19 protein-coding genes are annotated in these 21335 nt (G+C 70.2%); 6 read left to right on the top strand and 13 right to left on the bottom strand.

Annotated elements, in window-relative coordinates:
- Positions 1-55: 55 nt before the first annotated feature.
- The 3 genes from D2K64_RS00320 to D2K64_RS00330 all read right to left on the bottom strand — a co-directional run bounded on the left by D2K64_RS00320 (position 56) and on the right by D2K64_RS00330 (position 3689).
- Positions 56-1390 (bottom strand): extracellular solute-binding protein, encoded by a 1335-nt coding sequence (locus D2K64_RS00320; RefSeq protein ID WP_202910392.1) that lies wholly within the window; start codon positions 1388-1390, stop codon positions 56-58.
- Positions 1391-1474: 84 nt separating this feature from the next.
- The gene (locus tag D2K64_RS00325; protein ID WP_120005538.1) at positions 1475-2656 is read right to left on the bottom strand and encodes a diaminopropionate ammonia-lyase; all 1182 of its coding nucleotides are present in this window, start codon (positions 2654-2656) and stop codon (positions 1475-1477) included.
- Between the two features lie 133 nt (positions 2657-2789).
- Positions 2790-3689: a polysaccharide deacetylase family protein gene (locus D2K64_RS00330; RefSeq protein WP_120005540.1), complete on the bottom strand. Its 900-nt coding sequence runs from the start codon at positions 3687-3689 to the stop codon at positions 2790-2792.
- Positions 3690-3813: 124 nt separating this feature from the next.
- On the opposite strand from D2K64_RS00330, the gene rutA reads away from it, so the two are divergent.
- On the top strand, positions 3814-4893 hold the full coding sequence (rutA, locus tag D2K64_RS00335; protein WP_120005542.1) for a pyrimidine utilization protein A: 1080 nt from the start codon (positions 3814-3816) through the stop codon (positions 4891-4893).
- Between the two features lie 4 nt (positions 4894-4897).
- On the opposite strand, the gene D2K64_RS00340 is transcribed toward rutA, so the two are convergent.
- Positions 4898-5440 (bottom strand): GAF domain-containing protein, encoded by a 543-nt coding sequence (locus D2K64_RS00340; protein WP_120005544.1) that lies wholly within the window; start codon positions 5438-5440, stop codon positions 4898-4900.
- Between the two features lie 167 nt (positions 5441-5607).
- Here D2K64_RS00340 and D2K64_RS00345 point away from each other — a divergent pair, with 167 nt between their 5' ends.
- Both D2K64_RS00345 and D2K64_RS00350 read left to right on the top strand, forming a co-directional pair.
- Positions 5608-7041, top strand: a complete 1434-nt coding sequence (locus tag D2K64_RS00345) for an amidase (RefSeq protein ID WP_120005546.1) — start codon at positions 5608-5610, stop codon at positions 7039-7041.
- 37 nt (positions 7042-7078) lie between these two features.
- Positions 7079-7948, top strand: a complete 870-nt coding sequence (locus D2K64_RS00350; protein WP_157985667.1) for an alpha/beta hydrolase — start codon at positions 7079-7081, stop codon at positions 7946-7948.
- Between the two features lie 41 nt (positions 7949-7989).
- On the opposite strand, the gene D2K64_RS00355 is transcribed toward D2K64_RS00350, so the two are convergent.
- Positions 7990-8490, bottom strand: a complete 501-nt coding sequence (locus tag D2K64_RS00355; RefSeq protein ID WP_157985668.1) for a response regulator — start codon at positions 8488-8490, stop codon at positions 7990-7992.
- 82 nt (positions 8491-8572) lie between these two features.
- On the opposite strand from D2K64_RS00355, the gene D2K64_RS00360 reads away from it, so the two are divergent.
- Together D2K64_RS00360 and msrB are read left to right on the top strand one after the other, a co-directional pair.
- Complete coding sequence (locus tag D2K64_RS00360) at positions 8573-9754, top strand: M20 family metallopeptidase (RefSeq protein ID WP_120005552.1); 1182 nt, start codon at positions 8573-8575, stop codon at positions 9752-9754.
- A gap of 94 nt (positions 9755-9848) precedes the next feature.
- Positions 9849-10256, top strand: a complete 408-nt coding sequence (msrB, locus tag D2K64_RS00365) for a peptide-methionine (R)-S-oxide reductase MsrB (protein WP_202910394.1) — start codon at positions 9849-9851, stop codon at positions 10254-10256.
- A gap of 24 nt (positions 10257-10280) precedes the next feature.
- Here the strand turns inward: msrB and D2K64_RS00370 are convergent, their stop codons facing one another.
- From D2K64_RS00370 to D2K64_RS00405, 8 genes are all read right to left on the bottom strand, one after another.
- Positions 10281-11855 (bottom strand): hypothetical protein, encoded by a 1575-nt coding sequence (locus D2K64_RS00370; RefSeq protein WP_120005554.1) that lies wholly within the window; start codon positions 11853-11855, stop codon positions 10281-10283.
- 134 nt (positions 11856-11989) lie between these two features.
- On the bottom strand, positions 11990-13627 hold the full coding sequence (locus D2K64_RS00375) for an NAD(P)/FAD-dependent oxidoreductase (protein WP_120005556.1): 1638 nt from the start codon (positions 13625-13627) through the stop codon (positions 11990-11992).
- 85 nt (positions 13628-13712) lie between these two features.
- Positions 13713-14849 (bottom strand): DegT/DnrJ/EryC1/StrS family aminotransferase, encoded by a 1137-nt coding sequence (locus D2K64_RS00380; RefSeq protein WP_120005559.1) that lies wholly within the window; start codon positions 14847-14849, stop codon positions 13713-13715.
- Between the two features lie 20 nt (positions 14850-14869).
- On the bottom strand, positions 14870-15850 hold the full coding sequence (locus D2K64_RS00385) for an NAD-dependent epimerase/dehydratase family protein (protein WP_238383924.1): 981 nt from the start codon (positions 15848-15850) through the stop codon (positions 14870-14872).
- 237 nt (positions 15851-16087) lie between these two features.
- Complete coding sequence (locus D2K64_RS00390; RefSeq protein ID WP_120005563.1) at positions 16088-17401, bottom strand: dicarboxylate/amino acid:cation symporter; 1314 nt, start codon at positions 17399-17401, stop codon at positions 16088-16090.
- 360 nt (positions 17402-17761) lie between these two features.
- Entirely contained in the window at positions 17762-18121 is a 360-nt protein-coding gene (locus tag D2K64_RS00395; RefSeq protein WP_120005566.1) for a RidA family protein, read from the bottom strand.
- A 67-nt stretch (positions 18122-18188) separates the two neighbouring features.
- On the bottom strand, positions 18189-19055 hold the full coding sequence (locus D2K64_RS00400; protein WP_120005568.1) for a metal ABC transporter permease: 867 nt from the start codon (positions 19053-19055) through the stop codon (positions 18189-18191).
- 7 nt (positions 19056-19062) lie between these two features.
- Positions 19063-19794: a metal ABC transporter ATP-binding protein gene (locus D2K64_RS00405; RefSeq protein WP_120005570.1), complete on the bottom strand. Its 732-nt coding sequence runs from the start codon at positions 19792-19794 to the stop codon at positions 19063-19065.
- A gap of 247 nt (positions 19795-20041) precedes the next feature.
- On the opposite strand from D2K64_RS00405, the gene D2K64_RS00410 reads away from it, so the two are divergent.
- Positions 20042-21334, top strand: coding sequence for a DUF445 domain-containing protein (locus tag D2K64_RS00410; protein ID WP_120005572.1), 1293 nt, complete (start codon positions 20042-20044; stop codon positions 21332-21334).
- Position 21335 lies beyond the last annotated feature (1 nt).

Consider the following 21335-nt stretch of genomic DNA (forward strand, 5'->3'; position numbering starts at 1 on the left):
ACCGGATGGAAACGGAAACGCCGCGCGGGCAGGCCCCCGCGCGGCGCAGCATGGATCAGGGCAGCGTCTTGCCGCGATAGGTCTGCTCGAAACGGCGCAGCAGCTTGTTGCCTTCCGTCGCGATAGCATCGAGCGCCTGGTCCACCGTCTTCTGGCCGGAGAAGGCCGCCTGCATCTCGTTGGCGTACAGGGCGCGGACCTGGGTGAAGTTGCCGAGGCGCAGACCGCGCGTGTTCTCGGTCGGCTCCGTCGCAAGCAGCGATTCCACGGCGATGTCGCGGCCGTGGTTCTCGGGCTTGTTGTAGAAGCCGCTCTGCTTGATGCCTTCGTAGCCCGCGCGCGTCACCGGGATGTAGCCGGTGTTCTGCGCCATGAAGAGCTCCTGCTGCGGCTGGGCGATGAAGTTCAGGAATGCCGCGGCGCCCTTGTACTCACCGGCCGGGCGACCCTTCAGCACCCACAGCGAGGCGCCGCCCACCATGCTGTTGGTGCGGCTGTGGCCCTCGTAGAGCGGCAGCATCGCCGGCGTCCAGTCCAGCCCTTCCCGGGCGGTGCGGGTGATCGCCGCGTGGTTGGCGATGGACGCCATCATCATGGCGCACTCGCCGGAGGCGAAGCTTTCCGGCAGGGTGCGGCCGCCGGCCTTGGTCCGCACCTGGACCAGACCGTCCTTGTACCACCGGAACAGGGTGTTGGCGTGCTGACGGAACAGCGGCGCGATCTGGATCTCGGCATCCAGGCCACCGAAGCCGTTGCCCTTGGTGGCCATCGGCAGGTTATGGATGGCGTTGAACTGTTCCCAGTGCTGCCAAGAATCGAAGTCGATCGCGATGGGGCAGGCATGGCCCTGCGCCTTGAGCGCGCGCGCCGCCTTCTCCACGCCCTGCCAGGTTGCCGGCGGCGCCTCCTGATCGACGGCGCGGTAGGTGCCCTTGTTCCAGTACATCACGGCGGTGGACGAGTTGAAGGGGAAGCTCAGCATCTCCCCCTTGCTGGTGGCGTAGTAGTTGCCGATCGAGGAGATGTAGTTGTCCCACTTCACCTGGTAGCCGTTCTCCGACATCAGCTGCCGCGCTGGCATGTACTGGCCGGACAGCATCAGGTCGGTGGTGCCAACGTCGTAGACCTGCACGATGGTCGGGTGCGCGCCGGCCCGGAAGGCCGCGATGGTGTTCTGCAGCGCGTCGGCATATTCGCCCTGGCCGGTGCAGGTGATCTCGAACTGGTTCTGCGAGGCATTGAAGTTGCGGCAATAGCTCTGCATCACCTCGCCGAGCTGGCCCGTCAGCCCGTACCACCAGGTGAATTTCTGCTTTTCCTGCGCTTCGGCGCGCGCGGCGCCCAGGCTCAGGACCGCGCCGATGGCCAGCGCCGTCACCGGAAACTTCATGACAGACTCCCGCATTTACCAATATGGCCCGATGGGTGCCGGGCCGATGGTGCGGGGACTTAAAGCCGCTTCGTGACAGTGGCTTTACAGCCCTGTGACGCTACGAAGATGCATCGGCACCAGATGATCATAGAGCGCAGGGTCCGTGGCCCCTTCCGTGCCGAAGACGAGAACGCGGCTGTCATGCCGCAACTCGAGATCGCCGCGCGCCGTCGCATCGCCTGCCGCCAGCAGCAGGCCCGCCAAGCCCGCCGTGGCGCTTTCACCCGCCGTGATCCCGCAGGATGCCAGCCGCCGCATGCCGTCCACCGCCGCATCGTCCGGGATGCACATGAAGGCGAAGGCGGCCCGCTCCAGTTCCTGCCAGGCCAGCAGGCTGGGCTCGCCGCAGGCCAGGCCGGCCATCAGCGTGTCCAGCTCGCCGGGCACGCTGGTCAGGCCGCCGGCCTCGGAACTGGCCAGCAGGCAGGCCGCCTGATCCGGCTCCACCACCACCAGGCGCGGTGCATCGATGCCGTGGCGCGCGCGCAACTGCACCGACACCGCCGCCGCCACGCCGCCGACGCCGCCCTGGACGAACACGTGGGTCGGCGGCAGGTCCAGGGCATCGAGGGCCTCCGCCGCCATCAGCCGGTAACCCTGCATCACGTCCCGTGGCACCTCGGTGTAGCCGGGCCAGGAAGTGTCGGAGATGACGAACCAGCCCTCGCGCTCCGCCACCGCGGCGGCCTCGCGCACCGCATCGTCGTAATGGCCGGGCACCACGCGGATCTCGGCGCCATACGCGGCGATGGCGTCGCGCCGGCCCTGGCTGACATGCTCATGCACGAAGATCACGCAACGCGCCCCAAAGCGCCGCGCACCCCAGGCGACGGAGCGCCCGTGATTGCCATCGGTGGCGCAGGTGACGGTGATGCCGCGGGTTGCGGTGGCATGCTGCCCGGCCTCCAGTGCCGCGAGGCGGGCGGCATCGGCCACGCCGCGCCGCGCCAGCTCCGCCGCCAGCAGCCGTCCCACCGCGTAGGCACCGCCCAGGGCCTTGAAGCTGCCGAGGCCGAACCGCCCCGCCTCGTCCTTGTAGTGGAGGGCCGCGACGCCGGCCGCGGCGGCCAGGTCCGGCAGCGGCCGCAGCGGCGTGGGCGCGTAGCCGGGCCAGGAGGTGATTTCGGCGGCCGCGCGGCGGAAGCCGCCTTCGGGTAGCACCACCACGCCGGGCGTGCCGTGGCGCGGGTTGGGGAACAGGCGAAAGGCGTGGCGCTCGGTCATGCGCCGCAGCCTGCCCCTGCCCCGCGCCGACGGCAAGGATCAGCGTGGCCCGGAACTGATGTTGAGGCTCCCGCGGCCAGGGCGGCGACAGCCGCCCCCGTCAGGGAAAACGCGCCCGCCAGGGCGCCGACCGTCAGCCCGCCTGGTCCTTGCAATGCTGCGCCAGCTCGGCATGGGTGGCGAACCACACGCCTTCATGGCCCTTGATGTGCTCGATCAGCCGCCGCAGCAAGGCGATGCGGCTGCGGTGGCCGATGATGTGCGGGTGCATGGTCAGCAGAAAGGTGCCGCCCTCGGCATAGGCGCCGTCGAACTCGACACGGAAGATCTCCTCCACGGCGGAGGGCGGCGTGTAGGGCCGGATGGCCGAGAAGCGCAGCATGTTCAGATAGGGCGCGTCGTCGCGGATCCATTCCGGCGGCAGCTCGATGATGCCGGTGGGCTCGCCATGCGCCAGCAGCTCATAGGGCTCGTCATCGGCCATGAGCGAGCTGTCGTAGAGCAGTCCCATCTCGCGGATGATGTCGAGCGTGTCGGCGGAGAAATCCCAGCTCGCGGTGCGGATTCCCACCGGGCGGATGCCGGACACCTTTTCCAGCGTGTCGGCGGCGCGCAGGGTCAGCTCGCGCTCGACGCCGGGCGGCAGGCTGGTGTTGGCCTCGTGGATCCAGGAATGGATGCCGATCTCGTGACCCTCCCCGGCGACCTCGCGCACCTCCTCCGGGTGCAGCAAGGCCGACACGGCGGGGTAGAAGAAGCTGGCACGGATGCCGTGCTGCCGCAGCAGCGCGCGGATGCGCGGCACGCCCCGGCGGGCGCCATACTGCCCCTGGCTGATCCGCATCGGGCTTTCATCCGCGTCGCGCAGCGGAATGGTCTCGTGGTCGGCATCGAAGGACAGGGCCACGCAGCAGCGGGCACCGTTCGGCCAGCCATTGGGCGACAGGCTGCGCCCGCCATAAGCGCGGCCCACGATGCGGCGCCATTGTTCTTCCGGCCATTCCCAGGGTTTGGGAGCATTGCTGTCGGCCATGGCGTGAAATCCTTTGATCCAGGAGAAGCCGAGATTCTGCGCCGCCCTGCGCCCCGGGGAAACCCCCCGGCCTGTGGCACGCCCGTTGCTGGACCCGTTGCGCAGGAAACCGGAGGGTGGGTTGATGGATGTCGGCGTGTTCATTCCGATCAACAACAATGGCTGGCTGATCTCGGAACATTCCCCGCAATACATGCCGAGCTTCGAGCTGAACCGGCAGATCGTGCAGAAGGCGGAGGCCTACGGCCTGGATTTCGCGTTGTCGATGATCAAGCTGCACGGCTTCGGCGGCAAGACCGGGTTCTGGGACCACGGGCTGGAAAGCTTCACCCTGATGGCCGGCCTGGCCTCGGTGACCAGCAAGATCAGGCTCTATGCCTCCACCGCCGTGCTGACCCTGCCCCCCGCCATCGTGGCGCGCATGGCAGTCACCATCGACAGCATTTCGGGCGGCCGCTTCGGGGTGAACATCGTCTCGGGATGGCACAGCAGCGAGTACAGCCAGATGGGCCTGTGGCCGGGCGAGGACTATTTCGGCCACCGCTACGACTACAGCACCGAATACGTGCAGATCATGCGCGAGCTCTGGGCAGAGGGTGAATCCGACTTCAAGGGGCGCTTCTTCCAGATGGACCGCTGCAAGCTGAGCCCCCGTCCCGCGGCACCGATCAAGGTGGTCTCGGCCGGGCAGAGCGGGCGCGGCATGGAGTTCTCGGCACAGCATGCCGATTATAATTTCTGCCTGGGCCTCGGCATGAACGAGCCGGCAAAGGCAGCCCCGATCGCGGCGCGGATGCAGGCGGCGGCGGCCAGGACGGGCCGGGATGTCGGCTCCTACATGCTGTTCATGATCATCGCCGAGCCCACCGATGAGGCGGCCTGGGCCAAGTGGGACCACTACGTCGCCGGCACCGACCAGGCCGCGCTGGAATGGCTGGGGCTGAAAACCGGCGAAGACAAGAAGGCGGAAGCCGGTTCCACGGCGGATGCCATGGTGCGCGGCTCCTCCCCGGTGAACCTCAACATCGGCACCTTTGTCGGCTCCTACGCCACGGTGGCCCGGCTGATGGACGAGGCGGCGGGCATCCCGGGCGTGAAGGGGCTGATGCTGACCTTTGACGACTTCGTGGAGGGTCTCGACAAGTTCGGGCGACAGATCCAGCCGCTGATGCGCAGCCGCGCGCACCTGCTGCAGGCGGCCTGACGGGTCAGGCCTCCGGCGCGGCCGGGGGAACCGGCGCGGCGCTGAGCCGCTCCGCCGCCTCCCGCATGAAATCGACCTCGCTGAAGCTCCAATCCCGTGGCTGGTCGGCATGCACGAACAGCATGCCGCACAACCTCCCGTAGCGCCGCACCGGCACCTTGATAAAGGCGCGCGCGCCGATCGAGGCATAGGCGCCGGCATCGCCCCCGAGCCATGGCGAAGCGGCGATGTCGGACACGGCGATCACCTGCCCCGCGGCCAAGCGGTTGATGGTCTCGATGAACAGCTCGGTGGAATAATTGCCGGCGATGCAGGCCACCGGCGGCGCGGCCCAGTCGTCGCGGATGCGCAGCGTGGAGGCACCGCCATCGAGTTGGGCGTAGCCGGCCCGCGCGGCACCCAGGGCATGGCCGATCATGCCGCTGACCTCCAGTTCCAGCCCGTCCCGCGGCTTCTCCACCTGCAGCAACTGGCCGATGCGGCGCAGGGCCTCGGTGCGTTGCGCGGCGCCCGACGGCGATGGGCCTTGTGCCGGATGATCAGACATTCTGCCTCTCCTGGTTGTGCTCTGCGATTCCCTGCACGCAGAGCCGCCACCATGAAGGCGTCCCTGTTTCGGATTTGCAACCAGTTCCGCATCCTTCCGCGGCAAGACTTTCCGCGGGGGCCGGGCCGGCGCTAATGGGCAGGACGTATTGTGGAAGGCCTTTTCCCATGTCCGACACCGATCCGGCACTGATGTCTGCCGAGCAGCTCGTTTCCTGGTATGCCAGCCGCCGCCTGTCCCCGGTGGAGGCGCTGCAGGCGGTGCTGGAGCGGGTGGCGCGCTACAATCCCTGGGTCAATGCCTTCGCGATGCTGAACCCCAAGGCGCTGGTGCAGGCCGGCGAGTCGGAAGCGCGCTGGGCTGCGGGCCGCCCCGCCGGGCTGCTCGACGGCGTACCGGTCACGGTGAAGGATCTGCTCAACGTCCAGGGCATGCCGACGCGGCGCGGCAGCAAGACCACCGCCAGCACCCCCGCCACCGAGGATGCCCCGGCGGTGCTGGGCCTGAAGGCGGCCGGCGCGGTGATCTTCGGCAAGACCACCACCACCGAGTTCGGCTGGAAAACCCCGGGTGACTGCCCACTGCACGGCATCAGCCGCAATGCCTGGAATCCGGAGCGCACCGTGGGCGGCTCCTCCTCCGGCGCCGGCGCGGCGGGGGCGGCCGGTTTCGGGCCGCTGCATGTCGGCACCGATGCCGGCGGCTCGATCCGCATTCCCGCGGCCTATTGCGGGCTGGTCGGCCTGAAGCCCAGCTATGGCCGCATTCCGCAATGGCCGCACAGCGCCTTTGGCCAAGTATCCTGTGCCGGGCCGATGACGCGCTCGGTGCGCGACGCGGCGCTGATGATGTCGGCCATGGCGCAGCCCGACATCCGCGACCCGTTCTGCGTGCATGAGGAGCCGCGCGACTGGCGCGCCGGCATCGAGGACGGCGTGGCCGGGCTGCGGGTCGCCGTGGTGCGCCGCCTCGGCTATGCCCCGCCGGTCGACGCCGAGGGCGAGGCCGCCGTGCTGGCCGCCGCCCGCATCCTGTCGGAACAGGGCGCCATCGTGGAGGATGCCGATCCCGAGCTGCCGGATACGCGGCAGGTGTTCGGCCGCGTCTGGGGCGTGGCGCTGGCGCGGCTGGTGAAGACCATGGCGCCGGAACAGCGGGCGCTGCTGGACCAGGGATTGCACGAGGTGGCGGAGCGCGAGGGCGGCATGTCGGCGGTGGACTTCCTGGGAGCCGAGGCGCTGCGCACCGAGGCGGCGCACGCCATGGCCCGCTTCCACCTGAAATACGATCTGGTGCTGTGCCCGACCACCCCCACCGCCGCGTTCGCCGCGGATGCGCCGACGCTGAAGCCGACTGAGGCGCTGTGGCGGGACTGGGCGCCCTGGACTTTCGCGTTCAACCTGACCCGCCAGCCCGCCATCACCGTGCCCTTCGGGCTGGATGAGCACGGCATGCCGCGCGGCGTGCAGCTGGCCGCGGCGCAGCTGCGCGACGACCTTTGCTTCCGCGCCGCCCGGGTGATCGAGCAGGCGGTGGCGATTCCGGTCGCCTTCCCCGGGTCAACGGCGGATGCGCAGGGCTGCGGCCATCATCACCATTGACCGGCAGCCTCCTGGCAGGCCGGGCGTTGGGCACCGCATGACCTTTTCGCGACGGGCCTTGGCCCTGCTGGCGCCGCTGCTCGGCGGCTGCTCACCGGCCAGGCTGGCCAATGCGCTGACCCCGTCCAGCGGCTACGCATTGCGGGACGGTCTGCGCTACGCACCCGGGCCGCGCGGCCTGCTGGACCTTTACGAGCCCAAGGATGCGCGGGCCACCGCGCCCCTGGTGGTGTTTTTCTATGGCGGCGGCTGGCAGAGCGGGGAGCGCGGCGACTACCGGTTCGCGGCCGAAGCGCTGACCAGCCTGGGCTACGCGGTCGCGATTTCCGACTACACGCTGATGCCGGGGGGCGCCTGGCCCCGCTTCCTGCAGGACGGGGCGGCCGCGCTGCAGTGGGTGGCCGACGGCCCGGGCGCTGGGCGGCCCCTGGTGACGATGGGTCATTCAGCCGGGGCCTTCATCGCCCTGGCGCTGGCGACGGATCCGCGCTGGCTAGGCCGGGCGCGGCGCGATGCGCTGAGCGGTGCCATCGGCCTTGCCGGCCCCTATGCGTTTCAGCCGGAGGAGCCGGAATACGTGGCCACCTTCGCCGCCGCCCCCGGCGGCCGGGCCATGGCGGCGCCGGACGCCGATGCCGACCTGGCCCGCGCGCCTCCCGTGCTGCTGCTGCACGGCCTGGACGACCAGACCGTCAGCCCGGAACGCTCGCGGGAGCTGGCGGCACGGCTGCTCCGGGTCGGCGGCCGGGTGGATCGCGTCGACTATGCCGGCGTCGGGCATGTCGGCATCATCGCCGCCCTGGCCGCGCCGCTGCGGCGTGTCGGTCTGGCGGCCGCGCCGGTGCAGCAGGATATCGCGCGCTTCATGGCGAGCCTCGATCCCGCCGCTGCATCCGGTGCCGCCTGATCGGAGCGCCGGTCACGACCTGATCGCCGCGCCGCGGCGGCTCACCGGCGCAGCTGCGCCACCGCCGCCTCCAGCTGCCGCATGGCATAGGGCTTGCCCAGGAAGCCGACACCCTGCGTGAGCTCCGGGGGCAGGTTCAGCGAATCCGCCGACTGGCCGGTGGTGATCAGCACCGGCAGGTCCGGATGGCCGCGCCGCACCTCCAGCGCCAGCGCCACGCCGTTCATGCCGGGCAGCCGCAGGTCGGTCAGCAACAGGGCCGGCGGGCCGTTCTTGTTGATCCAGTCCAGCGCCGCCTCGGCCCGCGGCACGGAATGGGCCTCGAAATCCAGCATCTCCAGCATCTGCACCAGATTCATGCTGATCAGCGGGTCGTCCTCGACCACCAGGATGCGGGTGCCCAGCGGCCAGCCGGTGCGGCCCGCCTGCGTTTCCGGATCGGAAGCGCCGCCCGGCGCCGCTGTCGGTATGTTGCCTGAACTCAAGACCGGCTGCTCCATGATGCCACGGCGGTAGCCAGATTCCGCGACGCTGTCCATCATTGGCATATTCCACCGTAAGGCGTCTTCACGGCGCGGAGCCAATCCGCCACCCTTCCTGCCCGTGACGAGCAGGAGACTCCGCATGCCGAGCACCGAAACCCCCATCGCCGAGTGGCTGGCCACCCAGCAGGACGCCATGCTGGCGGAGCTGGAAGCCATGGTGAACATCGATGGCGGCAGCTACGACAAGGCCGGCGTCGATGCGGTCGGCGAGCGGGTCAGGAACTTCTGCGCCCGCCACGACATCGCGGTGGAAACCATCCCCGGCGACAGGCATGGGGACTGCCTGCGCGCCACCGTGGCAGGTGGGGACGGGCTCGCATCCGGCAATGCCCGGCAGAACATCGTGCTGATGGGCCATCGCGACACCGTTTTCCCCAAGGGCGAGCCGCAGCGCCGCCCCTTCGCGGTGAAGGACGGCATCGCCACCGGCCCCGGCGTCTGCGACATGAAGGCCGGGCTGGTGCAGAACATGTTCGTGCTCGCCGCCTTCGCGCGGTTCGGCGGCGCGCCAGGACCGCTGGTCGGGCTGTTCACCGGCGACGAGGAAATCGGCTCGCCGGAGGGCCGTCCGGTGATCGAGCGGGAAGCCCGTTCCGCCCGCGTGGTGTTCAATTCCGAGCCAGGCCGCCCCTCCGGCGGCGTGGTCACCGGCCGCAAGGGCGGCGTGTTCATGGTGATGGACATCGAAGGCAAGGCAGCGCATTCCGGCGGCAATTTCGAGAACGGCATCAGCGCCATCGAAGAGCTGGCGCGCAAGGTGCAGGCGATCCACGCCCTGACCGACATTCCGCGCGGCATCACCCTGAATGTGGGCCTCATCTCCGGCGGACAGAGCGTCAATACGGTTGCACCCTGGGCGCAGGGACAGATCGACCTGCGCTACATCCACCCCGAGGACCGCGACGAGGTGATGGGCCGCATCCACGGCATCGTCGAGCAGAGCTTTGTTCCCGGCACCCGCGCCAAGCTGGCCATTCGCGGCGAGTTCCTGCCGCTGGCGCAGAATCCGGGCACCGAGGCGGTGTTCGCCCTCTACAAGGAAGCGGCGGCGGCCAGCGGCCTCAACACGCAGCCCGAATTCGCCGGCGGCTGCGCCGACAGCGGCTTCACCGCCGCCCAGGGTGCGCCGACGCTGTGCGCCGTGGGGCCGGTCGGCGGCAAGGCCCACAGCCCGGAGGAATATCTGGAGGTCGCGACCCTGGTGCCGCGCGCCCAGGCGCTGGCGCGGGCCATCCTGAAGCTGGACGCGGCCGGGATCTGAGCCGGCCGGCCCACTAGGCGGACGGCGGGGATGTGGCAGTGCCGCCCCGCCACCCCATATGGGCAGCCATACCCCCGCTTGGAGGCAAAACGGCATGTCCATCGCCGAAAAGACTTATCCCTTCACCCTCAGCGATGCCGAATGGCGCGAGCGGCTGACGCCAGAGCAGTACCAGGTGATGCGGCGCCATGGCACCGAGCGCCCGGGCAGCTGCGCCCTGCTGCACGAGAAGCGCCAGGGCCGCTTCACCTGCGCCGGCTGCGGCCAGGCGCTGTTCGCCTCGGACGGCAAGTTCGAGAGCGGCACCGGCTGGCCGAGCTTCGGCGAGCCGATGGAGGGCTCGGTGGAAACCACCACCGACCGATCCTACGGCATGATCCGCACCGAGGTGCATTGCAGCCGGTGCGGCAGCCATCTCGGCCACGTGTTTCCGGACGGGCCGCCGCCCACCGGCCTGCGCTACTGCATCAACGGCGTGGCGATGGATTTCAAGCCGGCCTGAGGCGCCGCGCGGCCGGCGGCGGGCTCAGCCCAGGCCGGCCGCGGCGCCGCAGCCCTCGCCTTGCCGCCGGTAGACCTGCAGCCCGTCCACGGTGGCGATCTGCCGGTACCGGGCCCAGACGGCGGCGAAGCCGGGATTGGCCTGCGACAGGATGGCGGGGTAGTTGATCGCCTCGCCGCGCCGGTCCACCACCACGAGGTCAGGGCAGCCTTCCATGAAGTCCTGCACCACCCAGTGGCGGATCGGCCATTCTTCCGGCGCCACACCGTCGCGCCGCGCCTTCCACAACTCGCCGCGCAAGGCCCACATGCTGTCGAAGCGCGAGGCCCAGGTGACGTCGGTGTTGTTGACCACCGGGAAGCCCAGGCCGATCCATTCCGAGAAGGCGACGTAGGAACGCACCTTCTCGCGCCGGATCAGCCGCTCCAGCCGCACCTCCACCGTCTGGTCCGGCTCCACCGCCAGCACCAGCCGGCCGTAGAACCGGGCGGAGCTGTCCTGCGCGAACAGCAGCAGGGGCAGCGCCGCGAGGGCCAGCAACGCCGGCCGCAGCTTCACGCTGTGGGCCCGGTGCAACGCCACGTCGGCGCACCAGAACAGCAGCGCGAACACCACCGCCATCAACGCCGGGATGCGATGGTAGAACCAGTTCTTGCCGTCCAGGAACATCGCCACCGTGGCCGCGGCGGCGAAGGCGGTCAGCACCAGCATGACGCCGGAGGCGGCGGTGCCGCGCGGCGTGCGCCAGCCCAGTACGACACAGGCGCCGAGGCCCAGCAGCAGCATCCAGCTTTCCGCCAGCAGCTGCAGCGGCGTGGAATCCGTGCCGCCATACAGCGTCAGGGCCAGCGGCACCGCGCGCTCGATGAAAGCGGGGTACCAGATCAGGATGGACAGGGCGTAGAGCCCGGCGGCGAGCAGCGCCATCAGCGGGGCCAGCCGCAGCCGGAAGCCGCGATGCAGCCATCCTGCCAACTCCACCGCCGCGACGCAGAGCAGGTAGCGTGGCTTCAGCCCGCAGGCGAGGCCGGCCAGCAGCCCGCCCCCGGCCGAGGCCGCCGGGTGCACCGGAAGGCCTTCCAGCCCGCGGATCAGGATGGCGAGGTGGGGCAGCATGCCGATCACCAGCAGGTGCTCCCGCTGGCCGAACTCGACGCCCGGCATCAACAGCAGCACGCAGGCGATGGCGGTGAACACCGGCACCGGGCGCGCGAAAACCGGACCGACACCCTGCAGCAGCCGGGCGCTGACCCAGGCCGACAGCATGGCGGCGGCACCGAACAACGGAATGGCGATCTGCTTCGCGGTTACGCCGAGCACATCCGCCAGCAGCACCGGCAGCGCGCTGATCCAGACGATCAGCGGCGGATTGACCTCGACAATGTCCACATACAGCTCGTCGCCGCGCAGCCACTGCCGTGCCACCCAGATCAGCCAGGCGAGATCATCCTTCATCGGCGTGCGCAGCAGGGTGAACAGCACCACCCCCGCCGTCAGCGCCACGATGCCGAGGCATGCCAAGTTTGTCAGCTGGCCGGCACGCAGCCGGCGCTGTCCGGGGAACACGCCTTGCGGCCCCCCGGGAACGCTGTAGGTCACGCGGTTACCCCCCTCTCCGCCCGGTCCGGCGATCCGGCAGGCGCGCCATCGTCATGGCTCAGCAAACCTGCGCGAAATCTTCGCCAAAAGCGAGAGGTTTCGTTTCAAAAAGCTGAATTCCGCACAGAATTGGCTCAGGCCGCCTGCGCCGCTACGGACCGGCCGAGCAGGCTGCGCGCCACCGCCTCCGCCGTGCGGATGCCATCCACGCCGGCCGACAGGATGCCGCCCGCATAGCCTGCTCCTTCCCCGGCCGGAAACAGGCCGCGGGTGTTCAGGCTGTGCCCGTCGGCGCCGCGCCGCACCCGGACGGGGGAAGATGTGCGGGTTTCCAGCCCAGTCATCACGGCATCGGGCCGGGCATAGCCTCTCAACTGACGGTCGAAGGCCCCGATCGCTTCGCGGAGCGCGGACACTGCGAAATCCGGGAGCAGCGCGGCCAAGTCGGTCGGTGTCACGCCCGGCTTATAGGACGGCACCACCTCCCCCAGCGAGGTGGAGGGGCGCCCGGCGAGGAAATCGCCCACCGTCTGCGCCGGGGCGCGATAATCGCTGCCGCCGGCGCGGAAGGCGGCTTCCTCCAGGCGGCGCTGGAACTCGATGCCGGCGAGCGGGCCGCCGGGATAATCCTCCGGCCCGACACTGACCACCAGCGCGGCGTTGGCGTTGCGCTCGGCGCGCGAATACTGGCTCATGCCGTTGGTGACGACGCGGCCCGGCTCCGACGCGGCCGCCACCACCGTACCGCCTGGGCACATGCAGAAGCTGTACACCGCGCGGCCGTTGGAGGCGTGGTGCACCAGCTTGTAGTCGGCCGCGCCCAGCGTCTTGTTGCCGGCGAAGTCGCCGAAGCGGCAGCGGTCGATCATGCCCTGCGGATGCTCGATCCGCACGCCGACCGAGAAGGGCTTGGCTTCCAGGTAAACACCGCAGCGCTCCAGCATGGCGAAGGTGTCGCGGGCGCTGTGTCCCACCGCCAGCACCACGTGGTCGGCTTCCAGCACCTCGCCATTGTCCAGCGCGACGCCGCGCATCTGCCGCGCGCCATCCGCGCCGGTCTCGATCAGCAGCTCGGCGACCTTGCTGCCGAACCGGTATTCGCCGCCCAGGGATTCGATGGTGGCGCGCATGCTCTCCACCATGGTCACCAGGCGGAAGGTGCCGATATGCGGCTTGGAGACAGTGAGGATCTCCTCCGGCGCGCCGGCCTTGACGAACTCCTCCAGCACCTTGCGGCCGTGATGCTGCGGGTCCTTGATCTGGCTGTACAGCTTGCCGTCGGAGAAGGTGCCGGCGCCGCCTTCCCCGAACTGCACGTTGGATTCCGGGTTCAGCTCGGAGCGGCGCCATAGGCCCCAAGTGTCCTTGGTGCGCTCCCGCACCACCTTGCCCCGTTCCAGGATAATCGGCCGGAAGCCCATCTGTGCCAGGATCAGCGCCGCCAGCAGGCCGCAGGGCCCGGCGCCCACCACCAGCGGGCGGCGCGGCAGGTGCTCCGGCGCGCGGCCGAGGAAGCGGTAGCGCATGTCCGGCGACGGGTTCACATGCGGGTCGGCGCTGAAGCGACGCAGCACCGATGCCTCGTCCCGCAGCACGAGGTCGAGGGTGTAGATCAGGTGGATCGCGGATCTGCGGCGCGCATCGTAGCCGCGGCGGAACACCCGCATCTCCAGCAGCGCGTCATCGGCCAGGCCGAGGCGTTCCAGCACGGTGGAGCGCAGCGCCTCCGCCGGATGGTCGAGGGGCAGCTTCAGTTCGGTCAGTCGCAGCATCGGGGGGTTGTTATCCACCTGGAAGAGCGAGGGTCGGGCAGTGCCGCGCCATATAGCCCCGCCCTTCGCACGATTCCATCGGCCGCTATCGCGCCTCTGCCCGCAGCGCCGCGCAGACCGTCTCCACCTGCTCGTCGGTCAGTTCGGGATAGATCGGCAGGCTCAGCACCTCGCGCGCCGCCAGCTCGGTCTCGGCGCAGGCGGCGGGGCCGAGTGCGATCCGGCCGAAATAAGCCAGCTGCTGGTGGACCGCCGCCGGGTAATGGACGGCGGTGGCGATGCCCCGGGCCCGCAGCCGCGCCGCCAGGGCCTCGCGGTCCGGGCTGCGCACAACATACTGGTGGTACACGTGCTCCACGCCCGGTCGGCAGGACGGCGCGGCGATCGGGCCGCCTGCCAGGGCCGCGTCATAGGCGGCGGCGATGGCCCGGCGGCGAGCATTGGCGGCCTCCAGCAGCGGCAGCCGGACCCGCAGGATGGCGGCCTGCATCTCGTCCAGCCGGCTGTTCACCCCCACGGTGTCCGACAGGTAGCGCTGCTTCCAGCCATATTGGCGGATCGCGGCGATGCGCTCGGCCAGCGCCTCGTCATCGGTGGTCAGCACGCCGGCATCGCCCAGCGCGCCGAGATTCTTGGTGGGGTACAGGCTGAAGGCGGCGGCATCGCCGAACCGCCCGACCCGGCCGCCCTCCAGCAGCGCGCCATGCGCCTGGGCGCAATCCTCGATCACGGCCACCCCGGCAGCGCGGCAGGCGACCACCATCGGCCGCAGGTCGCAGGGATGGCCATACAGGTGCACCGGGATCACGGCACGGATCGGCGGCAGGCCCGGCGGCGGGTCCTCCAGCACGGCCACCAGCTCGTCCGGGTCCATGGTGTAGGTGTCGGGGTCGATGTCGAGCAACAGCGGCGTGGCGCCCACCATCTCGATCGCCGCCACCGTGGCGACGGCGGTGTGCGACACTGTGGCCACCGTCATGCCCGGCCCGATGCCGAGGCCGCGCAGGATCAGCATCAGCGCGTCGGTGCCGTTGGCGCAGCCGATGGCGCGCTTCTGTTCCATCCAGGCGGCGTATTCCCGCTCGAATGCGGCGCCTTCACCGCCCAGGATGTACCAGCCCGAGGCCAGCACGCGGCCCACTGCGGCGTCGATGGCGTCCTGCTGCGCCCGGTAAGCGGCACCGGGATCGGCCTGCGGAACAGTGATCGAGGGCACGTCCATCGGCGCAACTCCTGCGGCGTTCATAGGTATTGCGAAAGGCGCGGGCGGAACCAGTCGAGGCTGCGGCGCAGCCCCTCCGCCAGCGGAACGCGGGGTGCCCAGCCGGTGACGGCGCGAAAGGCCGAATCATCGGCATGAAAGCTGCCGATGTCGATTGGCGCCCGCTCGGCGGGGAAATCGCGCACGGTGAAGCCGCCCTGCCCGCCATGCGCCTGCACCGCGGCCTCGGCAAGCTGCAACAGGGAGACCGGCGGTGCGCCGCCGATGTTGAAGAACCGCCCGGCGCAACCCGGCGTCGCGGCCGCGGCCAGAAAGGCGGCCACCACGTCGTCCAGATAGGCCAGGTCGCGCAGCTGGTCGCCCCCCCAGACCTCGAAGGGCTCGCTTTCCAGCAGCCGGCGGAACCAGATGCCCAGAAAGGTCTGCCGCGCATCCTTCACCCGCAGCCGCGGGCCGTAGCAATTGGTCAGCCGCAGCGACACCACCGGGCGGCCCTGCACGCGGCTCTCCATCAGCCAGTACTGCTCGCCGGCAAGCTTCGACACGCCATTGGCGTCAGGCGGGCTGAGCGGATGGTTCTCATCCACGGGCAGGTAGCGCGGCCGGCCGTAGAATTGCCGTGTCGAGGCGTGCACCACCACCGCCCCGGGGGAGCCGACGCGCAGCGCCGCGATCAGCCGCAGCTGCGCCGTGGCGTTCACCGCCAGGTCGGTGAAGGGATCGGCCATGCTGCCCGCGTGGCTGGTCTGCCCCGCCAGGTTGAACACCGCGTCCAGCCCATCGGTCAGCGGCTCCAAAGGAGCATCGCGCAGATCCGCTACCACCAGCCGGGCACCGCAACCGTGGAGGTTGGCGGGGTTGGCCCCGCTGTCCGGCAGCATGGCGTCCAGCGCGGTGACCCGGGCGCCCGCGGCGTCCAGCGCATGGCACAGCCCGCTGCCCAGGAAGCCGGCGCCGCCGGTGACCAGAACATGACGGCCCGACCAGGAGAAGCCGCTCACGCGCGGGCTCCCGCGTGGCAGGGTTCGGGGTGCGGCACCAGCATCGTCACGCTGCTCCAGGCGGTTGACCGGCATTGCACCGGACCTTGATCAGGCTTTGCGGCGGAAGCAGGGCCATCGAAGAGCCTGGGCAAGGCGCCCGCCGCGCGCGGAGCATGCCCTGCCCCGCCCGCGAAATGAAGTCATTATCACATACGCGAGAGCATGATCTTCCGGATGTGGCGCCCCGTTCCGGGATTATTCGGCCGCGCCGCGCGCCGGCGCCGGAACGGCATCATCGACGATGTGGCTGTGCGGCCCGCGCGCCAGTTCCGACCTCAGTTGCTCGGGGTGCAGCTCGCCTTCCCAACGGCTGATGGCGACGCAGGCCACGCCATTGCCGATCAGGTTGGTCAGCGCCCGGCACTCGCTCATGAACTTGTCGATGCCGATCAGCACCGCCAGCGCCGCGATCGGGATGTCGGGGATCACCGACAGCGTCGCCGCCAGGGTGATGAAGCCCGCCCCGGTCACGCCCGAAGCGCCTTTCGAGGTCAACATGGCGACCAGCAGGATGGTCAGCTCCTGCCCCAGCGTCAGCGGCGTGTTGGTGGCGTAGGCCAGAAACATCGTCGCCAGCGTCATGTAGATGTTGGTGCCATCCAGGTTGAAAGAATAGCCCAGCGGCACCGTCAGCCCGACCACGTTGGGCGAACAGCCGAGCCTCTCCATCTTGCGCATGATCTGCGGCAGCACGCTCTCGGAGGAGGAGGTGCCGAGCACGATCAGCAGCTCCTCCCGGATGTAGTTGATGAAGCGCAGGATGGAGAAGCCGCAGAACCGCGCGATGCTGCCCAGCACCAGCAGCACGAACAGTGCCGCGGTGATGTAGAAGGTGGCCACCAGCTCGCCGAGGCGCAGCAGCGAGCCGATGCCATACTGGCCGATGGTGAACGCCATCGCGCCGAAGGCGCCCACCGGAGCCGCCTTCACCACGATACCGACGATGCCGAAGAAGATCGCCGCCATCTGGTCCACGGCATGCGCCACCGGCACCCGCGCCCGCTCCGGCAGGGCGTTGATGGCGAAGCCGGTCAGCACGGCGATGAACAGCACCTGCAGCAGGTCGCCATTGACGAAGGCCTCGAAGAAGGTGTCGGGAATGATGCCCATCAGGTGGGCCACCAGGCTGTCGCCCTGGGCCTTCTGGGTGAAGCCCTGCACCGCACGGGCGTCGAGCTGGGACGGGTCGATGTTGAAGCCCTGCCCGGTGCGGAACACCTTGGCGACGATCAGGCCGATGGCCAGGGCGAAGGTGGACACCACCTCGAAATACAGGATGGCCTTCAGCCCGACGCGGCCGACCTTGCTGGCCTCCCGGACGCTGGCGATGCCGTGCACCACGGTGCAGAACACCACCGGCGCGATCACCAGCTTGATCAGCTTCACGAAGCCATCGCCGAGCGGCTTCAGCGCCGCCCCCGTTGCGGGCCAGATGGCGCCCACTAGCACGCCCAGCACGATCGCGATCAACACCTGTACATAGAGCAGGCCCAGCCAGCGCCTCACCATCGATCCGGTTCCTCGATCCACGCGCCACCGCGCAGACCGCCGGGAACGTCCGGACGGCACGGCTGCGGTGCCGGGGGAGCGCGGGCGGCGGCGGCGGCGGTCAGTTCCTGGCGCGCAGCGCCGCCACGCCGCCAGGATGCCCGGTTCCGCATGGCGGGCGCTGCCCGTGCGGTGGGGCCTAGCGCCTTCGCTTTCCGGGCAATATGGCCACGGGCCCGGGCGGCCTTCACGGCCCCGCGCGCGATCCCGCACCGCCCCCCGAAAGCCGTTTGTTATGAACGGCTTCCGGGCACATGTCCGAAAGCTGAAATCAAGGACATGTTGCCTGGCCAGGATGCCGGCCGCGGCCTGGCGGGCGGATCAGCGCGGCGCCAGCGCGATGCCGGTGATCTCCACCTTCCATTGCGGATCCACCAGCTTGCCCTGGATGGTCATGCGGGCCGGCTTGTGCGCGGGGTCGAGCCAGCGGTCCCAGGCGCGGTTCATCGCCGGGGCATCATCGATGTCGGTCAGCACGATATTCACCTGCAGCAGAGCGCGCTTGTCGGTGCCGGCCTCGGCCAGCAGGACGTCGATCTGCGCCAGGATGTCGGCGGTCTGCCCCTCGGCATCGAGCGAGGCGTCATCGGCCACCTGCCCCGCCAGGAACACGAAGCCATTGGCGACGGTGGCGCCGCACAGGCGCTGCTCCTCAGCGAGACGGCGGATGGTATCGGGCATGCGGCGGCCTTTCCTGTTGAATTGAGGACGCCGAGGCTGCCATGCCGCGCCGCGCCGGGCGACCCCCTTAGCCGGCGAGGTGCGGCCGCCGCCACAGCCGCGCCAGCAGCCCGTCCGCCGGGCCGAGCAGCACGGACACCACCCAGAGCGCGCCGGCCACCAGGACGATGGCGGGCCCGGTGGGCAGGTCAAGATGGTACGACGCGAGCAGGCCCGAGACACTCGACAGCAGCGCGATCAGCACGGCGGCATAGGTCATGCCGCCGACGCTGTGGCCCCAGTGGCGCGCCGCCACGGCAGGCAGCATCATCAATCCGACTGCCATCAGCGTCCCCAGGGCCTGGAAGGCGGACATCACATTCAGCACCACCAGCCCCAGGAAGACCATGTGCCACGCCCCGCCATGCGCCCTGGCGGCGGCGGCGAAGCCCGGATCGAAACATTCCAGAACCAGCGGCCGCCAAGCGAAGGCGAGGGCCAGCAAGGTGATGCTGGCCACGCCGGCCATCAGGAACAGGGCCGGATCGTCGACGCCGAGAACGCTGCCGAACAACAGGTGGGACAGCTCCATCGAGCCGGCCCGGGTCGAGATCAGGGTCACGCCGAGTGCCAGCGCCACCAGGTAAAGCGCCGCCAGCGCCGCGTCCTCGCGCCCGCCCGTGGCGCGCGACACCGCCCCCGCCCCCACCGCCCCCACCAGCCCGGCCAGCAGCCCGCCCAGCGACATGGCGGTGACCGACAACCCGGCCACCAGGAAGCCCGCGGCGATGCCGGGCAGAATGCCGTGTGCCAGCACCTCGGCCGTCAGGCTCATCCGCCGCAGCATCAGGAACACGCCGAGCGGCGGTGCCGCCACGGACAGGGCCAGGCAGCCCACCAGCGCGCGCCGGAGAAAGCCGAACTCGACGAAGGGCGAGAAGATCAGGTCGAACACGCGGCGCTCAGGCTGCGAGGCCGCAGGCTTCGGCGTCGGCGTCCCAGGCTTCCGACATCATCCGCGCCTTCAGCCGGTTCTCGGCGGTCAACACCTCCGCGGTGGGTCCCCAGGCGATCGGCTCGCGCGCCAGGATCAGGGTGCGCGGAAACTGCGCCCGCACCAGGTCGAGGTCGTGCAGCACGGCGATCACGGTGCGGCCTTCGCCATGCCAGCGGCGCACCAAAGCCAGCAGGTCGGCGGCGGTGCGGGCATCGACGGCGTTGAACGGCTCATCCAGCAGGATCACCGGCGCATCCTGCACCAGCAGCCGCGCGAACAGCACCCGCTGGAACTGGCCCACCGAGAGGCTGCCCACCGGCCGCCGCTCGAAGCCCTCCAGCCCCACGGCGGCCAGGGCGTCGTGCGCCGCCCGCCGCTCCGCCGGGCCCAAGGCACGGAAGGCGCCGGCCCGTCCCCAATGGCCCAGCTGCACCACCTCCAGACAGGAGATGGGAAACTGCCGGTCGGTGGCGGCCGCCTGCGGCAACAAGGCGATCCGCTCCCGCGCCACGCTGAGCCGGCCCTCCTGCGCCGGGTGCAGCCCGGCGATGGCGCGCAGCAGGGTGGATTTGCCGGCCCCATTCGGACCGATCACCGCGGTCAGGCTACCGGCCGCGAAGTCGCCCGACAGATGATGCACCGCCGGGCGCCGGCCATGCAGCAGCGTCACATCGCGCAGGATCACCGGCGCGCTCACGCCAGCAACGCCCAGGCCACGCCGGCCCACAGCACGGCCAACACCGCCGCCGCCAGCAGAAGGCGGGCCCCCGATCCCGCGGACAGGGCGAGCGGGTCGGAGAGGGGAGGAAACAAGCGTTGGGGCATAGTATGTTATGACATAACATAGACGTCGCAGGGCTCAAGGGTTTGTTGGATCCGCATTGTTTCGCCAACGCGCCTCCCCGCCCGGGCGCCGGCGCACTACGTTGGCCGGGATGCACGGCATGACCCCTCCCGCCCCTTTGTCACCCCTGGCCGATTCCGAGGCCGATCTGCGCCGCCGGCTGCGCATTCATCGCCGCTTCGCCACCGGATTGCTGGTGCTGATGGGCGGGCTGATGCTAGGCACCTACGCGCTGCCGCCCGGCTACTGGACCGACGTGCTGCAGGCCTCCGCCAAGGCGGGGCTGGTGGGCGGCCTGGCCGATTGGTTCGCGGTGACCGCGCTGTTCCGCCGGCCGCTCGGCCTGCCCATCCCGCACACCGCCATCATTCCGCTGCAGAAAGAGCGGCTGGGCCGCGGCCTCGGGCGCTTTGTCGGCAACCATGTGCTGACGGAAGCCGAGCTGGGCCGGCTGCTCCAGCGCATCGACGTCGCCGGCATCCTGCGCCGCGTGCTGAGCGACCCGGCCACCACCCGCCCGGCCGCTGAGGCGCTGGCGGCGCAATTGCCGCGCCTGCTGGTGTCGCTGGAGGATGGCCGGGCCCGCCGCCTGCTGCTGCGCCTGCTGCCACGCATGGTGTCGGGCCCGGCCGCCGCCCGGCTGCTGGCCCGCACGCTCCGCACCATGATGGCAGGAGGCCAGCACCAGGCGGTGTTCGGGCTGGCCCTGGCGCAGATCAAGGTGCTGCTGGCGGCCAAGGAAACCGACCTGCGCGACGCCATCCAGACCCGTGTCCGCGCCGAGGGTGGCGCGCTGGTCGGTTGGCTGGCGGGAGGCACCGTGGCGCGGCGCATCCTGGCCAGCATCAATGCCGAATTGAACAAGGTGGAACCCGGCGACAGCGAGCTGCGCGCCGCCTTCGAGGCCTGGCTGAACAGCGAGATCGACCGGCTGGAAAACGACCCGGAACGGGCCAGGGCCGTCGGCCGGGCCCTGCGACAGGCGCTGGCGCATCCCACCGTCTCGGTCTGGCTCCTCGACGTGTGGGACCGCATGAAGGCGGCGCTGGCCGCGGATGCCGCCCGGCCGGATGGGCGCGGCGTTTCCCTGATCGCCGGGCTGTTCAGCAATCTCGGCGCCATGCTGGCCGAGGATGCGCGCATGCGGGACCAGTTGAATGGCGGCGTCGAACGGATGCTGCGTGGCGCGCTGCCCTCGGCCCAGGCGAAGATCGCCGATTTCATCGCCGGGGTGGTGGCGCGCTGGGACACCGCCACCGTGGTAGACAAGATCGAGCTGCGGGTCGGGCGGGACCTGCAATATGTGCGGGTGAACGGCACGCTGGTCGGGTTCCTGGCCGGCGGCACGCTGTTCATGCTGCTGCACGCCGTGTTCGGCCGCGCCGCGTTTTGAG

The sequence above is a fragment of the Teichococcus vastitatis genome (genome assembly GCF_003604215.1).
GTDB classification, from domain to species: Bacteria; Pseudomonadota; Alphaproteobacteria; order Acetobacterales; family Acetobacteraceae; genus Pseudoroseomonas; species Pseudoroseomonas vastitatis.

Bases quoted from the DNA above. Each gene is read 5' to 3' on its own strand.
- D2K64_RS00325 (WP_120005538.1), bottom strand. From the start codon at position 2,656: ATGACCGAGCGCCACGCCTTTCGCCTGTTCCCCAACCCGCGCCACGGC.
- D2K64_RS00345 (WP_120005546.1), top strand. From the start codon at position 5,608: ATGTCCGACACCGATCCGGCACTGATGTCTGCCGAGCAGCTCGTTTCC.
- D2K64_RS00390 (WP_120005563.1), bottom strand. From the start codon at position 17,401: ATGGTGAGGCGCTGGCTGGGCCTGCTCTATGTACAGGTGTTGATCGCG.
- D2K64_RS00355 (WP_157985668.1), bottom strand. From the start codon at position 8,490: ATGATGGACAGCGTCGCGGAATCTGGCTACCGCCGTGGCATCATGGAG.
- D2K64_RS00330 (WP_120005540.1), bottom strand. From the start codon at position 3,689: ATGGCCGACAGCAATGCTCCCAAACCCTGGGAATGGCCGGAAGAACAA.
- rutA (WP_120005542.1), top strand. From the start codon at position 3,814: ATGGATGTCGGCGTGTTCATTCCGATCAACAACAATGGCTGGCTGATC.
- D2K64_RS00360 (WP_120005552.1), top strand. From the start codon at position 8,573: ATGCCGAGCACCGAAACCCCCATCGCCGAGTGGCTGGCCACCCAGCAG.
- D2K64_RS00395 (WP_120005566.1), bottom strand. From the start codon at position 18,121: ATGCCCGATACCATCCGCCGTCTCGCTGAGGAGCAGCGCCTGTGCGGC.
- D2K64_RS00320 (WP_202910392.1), bottom strand. From the start codon at position 1,390: ATGAAGTTTCCGGTGACGGCGCTGGCCATCGGCGCGGTCCTGAGCCTG.
- msrB (WP_202910394.1), top strand. From the start codon at position 9,849: ATGTCCATCGCCGAAAAGACTTATCCCTTCACCCTCAGCGATGCCGAA.
- D2K64_RS00380 (WP_120005559.1), bottom strand. From the start codon at position 14,849: ATGGACGTGCCCTCGATCACTGTTCCGCAGGCCGATCCCGGTGCCGCT.
- D2K64_RS00410 (WP_120005572.1), top strand. From the start codon at position 20,042: ATGACCCCTCCCGCCCCTTTGTCACCCCTGGCCGATTCCGAGGCCGAT.
- D2K64_RS00375 (WP_120005556.1), bottom strand. From the start codon at position 13,627: ATGCTGCGACTGACCGAACTGAAGCTGCCCCTCGACCATCCGGCGGAG.
- D2K64_RS00340 (WP_120005544.1), bottom strand. From the start codon at position 5,440: ATGTCTGATCATCCGGCACAAGGCCCATCGCCGTCGGGCGCCGCGCAA.
- D2K64_RS00350 (WP_157985667.1), top strand. From the start codon at position 7,079: ATGACCTTTTCGCGACGGGCCTTGGCCCTGCTGGCGCCGCTGCTCGGC.